The organism is Citrobacter sp. UYEF32, from assembly GCF_040546205.1.
GTDB classification, from domain to species: domain Bacteria; phylum Pseudomonadota; class Gammaproteobacteria; order Enterobacterales; family Enterobacteriaceae; genus Phytobacter; species Phytobacter diazotrophicus.
Genome location: NZ_JBEPNI010000001.1, coordinates 499,443 through 510,911 on the forward strand (window position 1 = coordinate 499,443; position 11,469 = coordinate 510,911).

General features: G+C 53.5%; 12 protein-coding genes and 1 pseudogene. 8 read left to right on the top strand and 5 right to left on the bottom strand.

The window, feature by feature from the left end; all coding sequences use genetic code 11:
• The first annotated feature begins 13 nt into the window (after positions 1-13).
• Genes ABIB59_RS02605 through ABIB59_RS02635 form a run of 7 tightly spaced genes read left to right on the top strand, consistent with a single transcriptional unit; the run spans position 14 to position 5,548 of the window.
• On the top strand, positions 14-1,345 hold the full coding sequence (locus ABIB59_RS02605) for a 4Fe-4S dicluster domain-containing protein (protein WP_354034159.1): 1,332 nt from the start codon (positions 14-16) through the stop codon (positions 1,343-1,345).
• A 2-nt stretch (positions 1,346-1,347) separates the two neighbouring features.
• Positions 1,348-1,902: a propanediol utilization microcompartment protein PduT gene (pduT, locus tag ABIB59_RS02610; RefSeq protein ID WP_041851919.1), complete on the top strand. Its 555-nt coding sequence runs from the start codon at positions 1,348-1,350 to the stop codon at positions 1,900-1,902.
• On the top strand, positions 1,902-2,252 hold the full coding sequence (pduU, locus tag ABIB59_RS02615) for a propanediol utilization microcompartment protein PduU (protein ID WP_041851920.1): 351 nt from the start codon (positions 1,902-1,904) through the stop codon (positions 2,250-2,252). The genes pduT and pduU overlap by 1 nt, the downstream gene beginning before the upstream one ends.
• Before the next feature lie 4 nt (positions 2,253-2,256).
• Entirely contained in the window at positions 2,257-2,709 is a 453-nt protein-coding gene (locus ABIB59_RS02620; RefSeq protein WP_041851921.1) for a EutP/PduV family microcompartment system protein, read from the top strand.
• A complete protein-coding gene (locus ABIB59_RS02625; RefSeq protein WP_354033907.1) occupies positions 2,694-3,902 on the top strand; it encodes an acetate/propionate family kinase in 1,209 nt (402 codons plus the stop codon). The genes ABIB59_RS02620 and ABIB59_RS02625 overlap by 16 nt, the downstream gene beginning before the upstream one ends.
• A complete protein-coding gene (cobA, locus tag ABIB59_RS02630) occupies positions 3,899-4,642 on the top strand; it encodes a uroporphyrinogen-III C-methyltransferase (protein ID WP_354033909.1) in 744 nt (247 codons plus the stop codon). Before ABIB59_RS02625 ends, cobA begins: the two co-directional genes overlap by 4 nt.
• A 39-nt stretch (positions 4,643-4,681) precedes the next feature.
• The gene (locus ABIB59_RS02635) at positions 4,682-5,548 is read left to right on the top strand and encodes an L-threonine kinase (protein ID WP_354033911.1); all 867 of its coding nucleotides are present in this window, start codon (positions 4,682-4,684) and stop codon (positions 5,546-5,548) included.
• A 26-nt stretch (positions 5,549-5,574) separates the two neighbouring features.
• Here ABIB59_RS02635 and ABIB59_RS02640 read toward each other — a convergent pair whose 3' ends face one another.
• From ABIB59_RS02640 to dacD, 4 genes are all read right to left on the bottom strand, one after another.
• On the bottom strand, positions 5,575-5,910 hold the full coding sequence (locus ABIB59_RS02640; RefSeq protein ID WP_041851925.1) for a DUF496 family protein: 336 nt from the start codon (positions 5,908-5,910) through the stop codon (positions 5,575-5,577).
• A 162-nt stretch (positions 5,911-6,072) separates the two neighbouring features.
• Complete coding sequence (locus tag ABIB59_RS02645; RefSeq protein WP_071196314.1) at positions 6,073-7,131, bottom strand: FUSC family protein; 1,059 nt, start codon at positions 7,129-7,131, stop codon at positions 6,073-6,075.
• Positions 7,132-7,274: 143 nt separating this feature from the next.
• Positions 7,275-7,748: a DNA gyrase inhibitor SbmC gene (gene sbmC / locus ABIB59_RS02650; RefSeq protein ID WP_079496345.1), complete on the bottom strand. Its 474-nt coding sequence runs from the start codon at positions 7,746-7,748 to the stop codon at positions 7,275-7,277.
• A 113-nt stretch (positions 7,749-7,861) separates the two neighbouring features.
• Positions 7,862-9,025, bottom strand: coding sequence for a serine-type D-Ala-D-Ala carboxypeptidase DacD (dacD, locus tag ABIB59_RS02655; protein WP_041851928.1), 1,164 nt, complete (start codon positions 9,023-9,025; stop codon positions 7,862-7,864).
• A 209-nt stretch (positions 9,026-9,234) separates the two neighbouring features.
• Between dacD and sbcB the strand changes: the two genes are divergently transcribed.
• Positions 9,235-10,659, top strand: coding sequence for an exodeoxyribonuclease I (sbcB, locus tag ABIB59_RS02660; RefSeq protein ID WP_354033914.1), 1,425 nt, complete (start codon positions 9,235-9,237; stop codon positions 10,657-10,659).
• A 172-nt stretch (positions 10,660-10,831) separates the two neighbouring features.
• Here the strand turns inward: sbcB and tnpA are convergent.
• Positions 10,832-11,224, bottom strand: a pseudogene (tnpA, locus tag ABIB59_RS02665) (IS200/IS605 family transposase).
• Between the last annotated feature and the right edge of the window lie 245 nt (positions 11,225-11,469).

Here is an 11,469-nt window from a genome sequence, read left to right on the forward strand (position 1 = left end):
CCCATGGGGCGAATTGACCCCGGCAACGGCAGAGACCATTCGCCAGCACGTACGCGAAGCTGGCGTCGTTGGCGCTGGCGGCGCCGGGTTTCCAACCCATGTAAAACTGCAGGCACAGGTCGAGATTTTTCTGGTTAATGCCGCCGAATGCGAACCGATGTTGAAAGTCGATCAGCAGTTGATGGCGCAACAGGCGGCACGACTGGTGCGTGGCGTGCTTTATGGCATGACGGCAACGGGTGCGACAGAGGGCATTATTGCGCTCAAAGAAAAATATCGCGCCGCCATCGCCGCACTTACCCCACTACTACCTGCGCAGATTCGTCTGCATATTCTGCCTGACGTCTACCCCGCCGGAGACGAAGTTATCACTATCTGGATGGCGACAGGGCGTCGTGTACCGCCTGCCGCGCTGCCGGTCAGCGTGGGGGTTGTCGTCAATAACGTGCAGACCGTTCTCAATATTGCACGCGCGGTGGAACAGCAATATCCCGTGACCCGCAGAACCCTGACGGTAAACGGCGCGGTACGTCATCCCCTGACTGTAACGGTCCCGCTGGGTATGTCGTTACGGGAAGTGCTGGAAATGGCGGGTGGCGCCACGGTAGAGGAGCCCGGTTTTATTAACGGTGGCCCAATGATGGGCGGTTTGCTGCCATCACTGGATGTGCCGGTGACAAAAACTACGGGTGGTCTGCTGGTACTGCCGAAATCACACTCGCTGATTCAGCGCCGTCTGCAGGATGACCGCACCGTGCTGACCATCGCCCGTACCGTCTGCGAGCAGTGTCGGTTATGTACCGATCTCTGCCCCCGGCATTTAATTGGCCACGAACTCTCGCCTCATCTTCTGGTGCGGGCCGTCAATTATCAGGGCGTCGCTACGCCGCAAACGCTGCTCAGTGCCCTGACCTGTTCTGAATGCAACGTCTGTGAAAGCGTCGCCTGCCCGGTAGGCATCTCACCGATGCGGGTCAACCGTCTCCTTAAAGTTGAATTACGCGCCAGCGGCGCACGCTATGAGGGGCCGCTTCGCGAGGCTGATGAGATGGCGCGCTATCGCCTGATCCCTGTCAAGCGCCTGGTGGCCAGGCTTGGCCTGCGTGACTGGTATCAGGATGCGCCGCTGGAAGAGCACGTCATTACCCCTTCACAGGTCGTATTGCCGCTGCGCCAGCATATTGGTGCGCCAGCGATTCCTTGCGTAAAAGAAGGCGATGTCGTCATCCGGGGGCAGCGCATTGCCACTATCCCCGAGGGTGCGCTGGGCGTTCCCCTTCATGCCAGTATCGATGGCGTTATTGCGTCGGTCACAGATAAAGCCATTACGGTTGTACGAGGTTAACCATGTCACAGGCTATTGGAATACTTGAATTAACCAGCATCGCCAAAGGCATGGAACTGGGTGATGCCATGCTCAAAAGCGCCAATGTGACGCTTCTGGTCAGTAAGACGCTTTGCCCCGGTAAATTTTTGGTCATGGTGGGAGGCGATGTCGGCGCAGTCCAGCAGGCTATTGCCACGGGCGACAGCCAGGCCGGAGAGATGCTGGTCGACAGTTTGGTCCTTCCCAATATTCATGCCAGCGTGCTGCCTGCGATTAGCGGTCTCAATGCCGTCGAGCAACGTCAGGCAGTGGGTATCGTTGAAACCTGGAGTGTAGCCGCCTGCGTGAGCGCGGCCGACCGTGCAGTGAAGGCGTCGAATGTCACCCTGGTACGCGTTCATATGGCGTTCGGCATTGGCGGCAAATGCTACATGGTCGTGACCGGTGATATTTCGGATGTGGAAAATGCCGTCGCCGTTGCCAGTGAAAGTGCTGGCGAAAAAGGTCTGCTGGTGTACCGCTCGGTGATCCCGCGTCCCCATGAAGCCATGTGGCGACAGATTGTGGAGGGCTAATGGAGACACAACGCAGTACTGAACGCATGATTCAGGAGTATGTGCCCGGTAAACAGGTCACCCTGGCCCATTTGATCGCCAATCCAGGCAAAGATCTCTACAAAAAGCTGGGCTTAAGCGAGACGGCTTCTGCCATTGGCATTCTGACGATTACCCCCAGCGAAGCCTCAATCATCGCCTGCGATATCGCGACCAAATCCGGGGCGGTAGAGATCGGTTTTATCGATCGTTTCACAGGTGCCGTGGTCCTCACGGGGGATGTTTCCTCAGTGGAGTATGCACTACGTCAGGTGACGCGTTCACTCGGCGAAATGCTGCACTTTACGACCTGCCAGGTCACAAGGACCTGATGCGATGAAACGAATGATGTTAATTGGCCCAAGCCAGTGCGGTAAGACATCGCTAACACAACGCTTGCGCGGTGAGGCAATGCGCTATCAAAAAACGCAGGCCATTGTCTGGTCACCTGAGACCATCGATACGCCGGGGGAGTACCTCGAAAACCGATGTCTCTACAGCGCCTTACTCACCAGCGCCTGCGAAGCCGATGTGGTGGCGCTGGTACTGAATGCCGACGCCGAATGGTGCCCATTTTCACCCGGATTTACCTTGCCGATGAACCGCCAGACGATTGGCATCATCACCAAAGCCGACCTTGTTGCAGAACACAAGATCACGCAAATCGGCGAGTGGTTACGGCAGTCAGGTGCAGAGCACCTTTTTATCACCAGCGCGCAAACCGGTCAGGGTGTCGCTGAGGTCATCGCTTTTCTTCAACCCCAGGAGCACGCATGTCCCGAACAATAATGGCAATCAACGCCGGTAGTTCTTCGCTTAAATTTCAGCTTCTTATTATGCCTGCAGGCACGCTTCTCTGTCAGGGTCTGATCGAACGTATCGGGCTTTCCGATGCCATTTTCACCCTCAAGCAGGGGGAACAAAAATGGCAGGAGACACGTGCCATTGCCGACCACAAAGAGGCGGCGGAATTACTGCTGGAAAAATTGCTTTCACATAACATTATCTCCTCCTTATCGGCAATAGACGGCGTGGGGCATCGTGTCGCACACGGTGGAGAAACTTTTAAAGACTCGGCGTTGATTACCCATGACGCACTGGCAGAAATCGAACGCCTTGCGGAACTGGCACCATTACACAACCCGGTCAACGCAGCGGGCATTCGCATTTTTCGCCAGGCGCTGCCACATGCCCCAGCGGTTGCCGTGTTTGATACTTCATTTCATCAGACGCTGGAACAAAGCGCTTTCATCTACCCTCTGCCCTGGCGCTATTACGCGGAACTTGGGATTCGCCGTTACGGGTTCCATGGCACCAGCCATAAATTTGTCAGCCAGCAATTAGCCGAAAAACTGGGCGTTCCATTAAGCGCATTGCGGGTTATCTCCTGCCATTTAGGCAATGGCAGCAGCCTGTGTGCTATTAAAGGTGGGCGATCCGTCAACACCTCTATGGGGTTCACACCGCAGTCGGGGGTAATGATGGGTACCCGCAGCGGGGATATCGACCCCTCTATTTTGCCCTGGGTTGCGTTAAAAGAAGACAAGTCGCCGCAACAGCTTAACGCTCTGCTAAATAACGAATCGGGGCTGCTCGGGGTCTCTGGCGTATCGAACGATTTTCGCGATGTCGAACAAGCATCGAATGCTGGCAACACGCGTGCAACACTGGCGCTCACTCTTTTTGCCGAACGTATCCGCGCCACTATCGGCAGCTATGTAATGCAATTGGGTGGCCTGGATGTTCTGTTATTTACCGGCGGCATTGGTGAAAACTCCGCACGAGCCAGAGCGGCCATCTGTCGCAACCTGCATTTCCTGGGGCTGGACATTGACGCCGGGAAAAACGACCGCAATGCCACGTTTATCCAGACTGACCATTCTGTGGTGAAAGTCGCCGTGATCAATACCAATGAAGAACTGATGATTGCCCGTGACGTAATGCGCATCGGACTGCCGGAATATGCGGAGGCAGAAGCATGACAGGTAAAGTCTGGCTGGTGGGCGCAGGCCCGGGCGACACGGGTCTGCTGACCGTAAAAGGATTAAACTGCCTGCGTGAAGCCGAGGCTGTTGTTTTCGACAGGCTGGTAAATCCGCTCCTGTTACAGGAAGCCCCGGCGGGTTGTGAGTTGCATGATGTGGGCAAAGAGGCGAATCGCCACCCTATCCCACAGCCACAAATCAACCAAATCCTGATTGATTGCGCCAGCAGAGGTCTTAGGGTTGTGCGCTTAAAAGGCGGTGATCCCTTTGTTTTTGGTCGCGGGAGCGAAGAGATGCAAGCGCTACGGGAGTGTGGTATCGAGTGCGAGGTCGTACCAGGTATCACCTCCGCGATTGGCGGGCTTGCAGCGGCGGGTATCCCGGTCACGCACCGCGATTTTGCCTCCAGTTTTCATGTTGTGACCGGCCATTTACAGGACGGTAAAGAACCCCAGGACTGGGGTAAACTTGCGGTCCTGCCGGGGACGCTGGTGATCCTGATGGGGATGTCGCAGATACAGACCATCTGTGCCGCTTTGATGAGTGCAGGTAAACCAGCCGATACACCTGCAGCCGTGGTGATGCGTGCCAGCACACCGGAACAGAAAGTTCTCTGCGCACCGCTGTCTGCGCTGGCACAAGAGAGCGAAGCCGCCGGGTTTCACGCCCCCGCGCTGATCGTGATTGGCGGCGTGGTGTCGTTACGCGAAATTCTGGCCTTCAGCGGATCGGCATGACACTATCCTGACGTTACGCACCACAATGAGAGGTTGAACTTGGCGCTGGCACAGTGTCCCGCATCCTGCGGCGAAATCATTCAGGGATGGATCCTGGGCAGTGAAAAGCTGGTTTCCTGCCCGGTCGACTGGTATAGCGAGGTTGAAGTCACAGCCGGTACGCCTGTGCCTGCTGAACGCCCCCTGGTACGAGCGATGGTAAAACAGGTGCTGGCACACTGGCAGCTACCTGCTGCATTAAGTGATGAAATCCGCATTGACTGCCGCTCAACCATTCCCGTCGCCAAAGGGATGGCGAGCAGTACCGCGGACATCGCAGCCACAGCGGTTGCCACATCACGTCATCTTGGGTTTACGCTTGATGACGTCACCCTCTCTCAGCTTTGCGTCGCGCTGGAACCCACCGACAGCACCGTTTTTCGCTCGTTGACGTTATTTGATCACAACAGCGCACAAACACGGATCTCCTGTGAGCGTGTTCCCACTCTCGATGTCTTATTACTGGAAAGCACGTTAACGCTTCGCACAGAAGATTATCATCGCCTGCCCCGGCGGGCCGCGCTGATGGCCAACGCCGATGCTCTCGACAGCGCCTGGCGTAAAGTGCAGCGCGCCTGCCTGACAAACGATCCGGCACTACTGGGCGAGGCGGCATCGCAAAGTGCCATGGCAAGCCAGACGCTGCTACCTAAACCGGGTTTTAATTCACTGATGGGGATAGTGGAACAGTGCGATTTGTACGGGCTGAATGTCGCCCATAGCGGTAGTGTTGTGGGCTTATTTCTGGACAGACAACGTCATGATCTGGCGAAAGTGCGCGCGTTACTGAGTAAACCTGCATTGCAACAGCACTGGCCGCAACAACATCTGTTGCGCATGGTGGAAGGCGGGGTAAGAGAACGGTGAGAGAGGCCCTCTCACCGTCAGAGTGATTACTCTTCTTTTGGCTCAACGGGTTTCTGCTCACCCATTGTTTTCAGTTTCTTGGAGATCTCACGACGTTCTTTGGAGATCTCGGCGTTTTTGATGATGTAATCATCAACGCGGTCTTCGTAATCGCTTTTCATGCTGGCGATAATACCCTGGATAGCTTCAACGCTCATACCCGGCTTGATATAGTCGCTCAGGTTGTCCAGCAGCAGTACACGTTTCTGGTTATCACGGATCTTTTTCTCAACATCCTGGATTTCGCGCTGCAGTTTATTCTTACGACGGAACAGACGAACAAACTCCAGAACGTCCTGGAATGAAGGCTTACTTGTTTCCATTTTGATACCCCTGCTAATGTGAGATTCGGATTCGTTAAAGCAACCGCCTAAGACCTTACTTTTAGCCGTTGCTGATGACAATGATTTTATCCTTTTCTCTATCATAACCCCAAATTGGGCTGAATCGAAACAGCCTGACTGTTTTTCCGAATTGTGTGAAGCTTATTTGCGCAGCGCCCGACATATTAAATGTGACATCAACTCCAGTTGCCGTGCCAGTTCCATGCTCAGCCACACATAACCGTGAATCGAATTCTCCGCCAACGCATCGCCCTGATGATCGCGGAGCAGGTCGCGCAATTCCGTCACAATGTCAGTCAGTTTTTCCGTATTGGCCAGAATCGGTTGCGGATTTCCTTCATAGAGCGCATGGGCGATGGTCAACAGCGTTTGCTGCGTCATTTGCTGCGTTTCACGCAACGTACTGGCGTTGAGCATAACGAAGTGGCTGGCGCGGGAAGCCCAGTGCGCGTTCATTTGCAGTTCCAGCACACACACCATATTGCGGCTTACGGTTTGAATCGCTTCAAAAATGGCTTTCTGGATATGCGTCTCTTTACTGGCGGGTGTAATCAGGCCGCGCATTTTCACCACATCATTGAGTATTTTTTGCAGATGCCTTTCCAGCCGCGGGCGCTCAACGAGGTTACGCGAAAAACCGGCCTGATAGACCCGGTTAAAGGCGGTAACGTAGTTTGCCATTTGGATACGCCAGTGCAGAAAGGCTCGCTGCGGCCAGATACCGGTGAACAGCATTGCCAGTAACGAGCCAAAAATGACGTCGCCACTTCGCCACAACGCCGTATTCATATCCCCGGCCGGCGCGCCAACCACCACCGACAGCGTGATACCGATAAGCAATGCCTGATAGGGCTTTTTACCCAGCGCCAGCCAGCCACAGAGGAACATGGCTCCCGCACACCACATCACCATCAGCGGAAGGGAGATCAGCTCAAGCTTAAGTGCGACAAGCCCCAACGCAGAGCCACAGATTGTGCCACCAATGCGCTCAAATGCTCTGGGGACCACATTTCCCCAGAACGAAATCGGCCCCATGATCACCACCAGGGTGATGAGTGGCCAGGTACCCTCGGGTACATTGAGCAGACGAACCAACAAAAAGGTCAGGATAAAAGCCAGCGCAATACGTACGCCGTGAACCACGCGATAATGTCGGTAAAGACGGATCTCAAAAGGACTGAGTGATTTGTCGGGACGCACACCCGCTCTCCAGTCAAAAAACAACGAAGGCGCAATTGTAGCGATCTTTCTGCGGCAAAGGTCACTGTTTAGAACAAAAAAAGGGTTCACTGCTTAAAATCCGCGTGTACAGATTGAACAGTGAACCCTTTTAACGTTTACGATCAGAGCACTTTTGGTTCTACGGGAATGTACATATCGATTTCCCAGTAGCCATCCTCCTGCGCTGAATTCAGATAGACTTCAAAACAGGGGCGTAAAGCAATCTGATACTGCTCGTCTGCCATCAACTCATCAAAAAAAGCATCCCACGCCTGTTCAAACTCTTCGTTATAGACGCGAGCACGTGCCACTGCGTTCAGGCCTGCCGGAATCTCAGTACGCATCACCCCTTCACTGTTTTCAGGAATGACGAAATCAGCCGGAACCGAAACAACCACATCAGCACGCAACTTTTCCGCGGGAACTTCATCGGGATTGTCATAGTAAACCGTGATCCATTCCTGAGTCTGAATCTGTTTACCGTTAACCCACATCGCTAACTGCTCGAACCCTTTCTTGACGGTGACATCCCAGGGGCCAACCAGATGAAACCCGGCGATAGTGCGCTTATCAACCTGTCTTACGGTGTATGCCATGTTACCCTCCCTTTACTGTTTATTTGTACAGTATAGTGAAATCATCGAAACCGGGCACTCACAACAGATCAATTATGTGAGCAGACTCGCGTCACAGCCAGTCCGCATCATCATCAGGCTTTGTGGTGCAGATAGTCGCTCAACCGCGAGAACAAGCCACCCTTACCGACATCATCCAGCGTCACCAGCGGCAAGTGCGCCACCACTTTGTCACGATCGTAAAGCTGGATTTCGCCCACGCGCTGATGAGCGGCAAGCGGGGCTTCGAGCTCTTTAGCGTCTATGACATAGCGAGCTTTGATATTCGGGAGTTCCGCTTTCGGCAGCGCCAGCCAAAGATCCTGGTCGGTACCGACCGTCATCTGTTCCTTATCGCCATACCAGATACGCTCGCTGCCAACTTTTTTACCTTTTTGCAGAATCTGCACGGTATCAAAATTTTGCTGGCCCCAGTGCAGCAACTTCCGCGCCTGGTCTTCACGGCCTTTCGGGCTTTCCGCCCCCATCACAACCGCAATCAGGCGACGCTGCCCATCAACGCTTGATGCTATCAGGTTAAAACCGGCACCCGAGGTATGCCCGGTTTTCAGGCCATCAACATTCAATGATGAATCCCACAGCAGCCCATTACGGTTCTGCTGGGTGATACCGTTCCAGGTCAGGCTTTTCTCACTGTACATATGATAAAAATCCGGCTCACCGCTGATAATGGCGCGGGAAAGCACCGCCAGATCATATGCCGAACTGTGCTGGCCGGGCGCGTCCAGGCCATGTACCGTTTCAAAATGGGTATCACGCAAATTTAGTTTTTGCACATAATCGTTCATCATGCTGACAAACTGCGGCTGGCTTCCCGCTACATAATCGGCCAGCGCGACGCAGGCATCGTTGCCGGAATCAACAATCAGCCCGCGGCTCAGGTCGCGCACCGTAACGCGATCCCCGGCTTTCAGGAACATTAACGAAGAGCCGTCAAAGACCGGATTTCCTCGCGCCCAGGCATCCTTACCTACCGTCACCACATCGCTGGCGCTGATACGGTGGCTGTCGATGGCGCGATCCACAACATAGCCAGTCATCAGCTTGGTCAGGCTGGCCGGATTACGCTGCTGATGTTCATTGCCTGCAGTGAGGATCTGCCCGGTGGTGTAATCCATTAAGACCCATGAGCCCGCCTGAATTTCCGGCGGCTGGGGAGAAATCGGCATATCATCTGCCAACGCGCAATGGATTGTCGCGGACAAAAGGGAGAAGGCAAAAAACAAACGGCATTTCAAAGAAATATCCTCATTTACGTGAAATTAGCCGTTCTTTTTACGCAACTTAATATGTCGATACTGGGACAAATTGCAAACAAATGTGACGAAAGTCATTTTTTTACATCCCGGATCTTGCTCCGAATGACGCTCCGCAATGCGTTTTCCTTCGGAAGATGCGACGCAATGGTTTACCATAGGCAGGTTATTGATCAACAGGATGAGCTCAGGTGTCTGATTCAACGGCAACGCCCACATTTCTTTTCCATGACTACGAAACGTTCGGTACCAGCCCCTCGCTGGATCGCCCCGCACAGTTTGCTGCGATTCGTACCGACGCCGATTTCAACATCATTGGCGAGCCGGAAGTCTTTTACTGTAAACCGGCAGATGACTATTTGCCTCAGCCAGAGGCAGTGCTGATTACCGGCATTACGCCACAGCACGCCAGAGCGAATGGCGTCAATGAAGCTGACTTTGCCCGCCGCATCCATGATTTGTTCACCGTCCCCAAAACCTGCGTACTCGGCTATAACAACGTCCGCTTCGATGACGAAGTGACGCGGAATATCTTCTATCGCAACTTTTACGATCCCTATGCCTGGAGCTGGCAAAACAACAACTCGCGCTGGGATTTGTTGGATGTGATGCGTGCCTGCTATGCCCTGCGCCCGGACGGCATCAACTGGCCGGAGAATGACGATGGGCTGCCGAGCTTCCGCCTTGAGCATCTGACAAAAGCGAACGGTATTGAACACAGCAATGCCCACGATGCAATGGCCGACGTTTACGCCACTATCGCCATGGCGCAACTGGTGAAAACCCACCAGCCGAGGCTGTTTGATTATCTGCTGAGCCACCGTAATAAGCATAAACTGGCGGCCCTGATTGATGTCCCGCAGATGACGCCGCTGGTCCATGTTTCCGGCATGTTTGGCGCCTGGCGCGGCAATACCAGTTGGGTTGCTCCGCTGGCCTGGCACCCGGAAAACCGCAATGCCGTGATCGTGGTGGACCTCGCGGGCGATATGTCGCCGTTGCTGGAACTGGATGCTGACGCGCTGCGCGAGCGCTTGTATACCGTAAAAGCCGAGTTAGGTGACAATGCTGCCGTGCCGGTGAAGCTGGTACATCTGAATAAATGCCCTATCCTGGCACAGGCGAAAACGCTGCGTCCTGAGGATGCTGAACGGCTGGGGATTGACCGCAAACAGTGTCTGGATAACCTGAACGTTCTGCGCAATAACCCGCAGGTACGCGAAAAAGTACTGGCTATCTTTGCCGAAGCCGAACCGTTTGTACCCTCTGAGAATGTGGATACACAACTTTATAACGGTTTTTTCAGCGACGCAGACCGTGCGGCAATGAACATTCTGCTGGAAACCGAGCCACGTAACCTCCCGGCGCTGGATATCACCTTTATCGATAAGCGAATCGAGAAACTGCTGTTTAACTACCGGGCGCGTAACTTCCCCGGAACGCTCGATTATGACGAACAACAGCGCTGGCTGGAGCATCGCCGTCAGGTGTTTACGCCTGAGTTTTTGCAGGCCTACGCCGATGAGCTACAGATGCTGTCCCAGCAGTACGCCGACGATAAAGCGAAGCTGACACTGCTGAAATCGCTCTGGCAGTACGCCCAGGAGATTGTGTAGCCGCCAGAGTGCAGGCAAAAAATATCCTCCGGCATAGCCGGAGCTTTTTCAGATGCGCCTAAAAGGTTGTTTTACCAGCCGTGCCCTAACAGACGCATCCCAATCCGACATTTGCATTTATGGATTACTTACAGCTCGTAAACGAGCTGCCCGGATAAGGGATTGATAACTGCTATCTCATTTTATCCACTTGAAACTGGTGCTTAATATATTCCTTTATCTTCGCCGCGTTCTTACCCGCTGTATCGACGTAGTATCCGCCGCTACACCAGTATCCCCTGTTTCTGTATTTGAATTTCAGGCCCCCAAACTGGGCATAAAACATCAGGCTGCTTGTAGCTTCCTTATATCCCATAAAACCAGACACACTCACCTTCGATGGGATCTCCGTAAGCATATGAATATGATCCACACAGCATAAGTCTTCCAGAATATTCACTTTTTTCCACCCACATTGCTTACTTACGATGCTGCCTATTGCCTGATTTTTCTACCTATAAAACTCCTGTCTTCGGCATTTGGGTGCAAAAACTATGTGATATTTGTAGTTCCATTGGGTGTGCACTAAGCACTTTTGTCCCTGATTGGGCCCCCTTTACTTGTTGTTTGACTTTTGCTGTTGCCAGACCGCAAAGTTTTTTAACAAATGAAAAAGGGTGTTAATTATTGGTTAAAAGTTAAAAGGTTTGCTGAATGCCCAGCCTGGCTGGGGAGTACTATACACAGAAAACGCTTGACATTACGCTCGATGGGGGCGTGGATTTATGTTAAAGACGTGGTCATATAAGCCATGGACTTATGAAATTCTTT

Bases quoted from the DNA above. Each gene is read 5' to 3' on its own strand.
- pduT (WP_041851919.1), top strand. From the start codon at position 1,348: ATGTCACAGGCTATTGGAATACTTGAATTAACCAGCATCGCCAAAGGC.
- pduU (WP_041851920.1), top strand. From the start codon at position 1,902: ATGGAGACACAACGCAGTACTGAACGCATGATTCAGGAGTATGTGCCC.
- ABIB59_RS02620 (WP_041851921.1), top strand. From the start codon at position 2,257: ATGAAACGAATGATGTTAATTGGCCCAAGCCAGTGCGGTAAGACATCG.
- ABIB59_RS02625 (WP_354033907.1), top strand. From the start codon at position 2,694: ATGTCCCGAACAATAATGGCAATCAACGCCGGTAGTTCTTCGCTTAAA.
- cobA (WP_354033909.1), top strand. From the start codon at position 3,899: ATGACAGGTAAAGTCTGGCTGGTGGGCGCAGGCCCGGGCGACACGGGT.
- ABIB59_RS02640 (WP_041851925.1), bottom strand. From the start codon at position 5,910: ATGGAAACAAGTAAGCCTTCATTCCAGGACGTTCTGGAGTTTGTTCGT.
- sbmC (WP_079496345.1), bottom strand. From the start codon at position 7,748: ATGGCATACACCGTAAGACAGGTTGATAAGCGCACTATCGCCGGGTTT.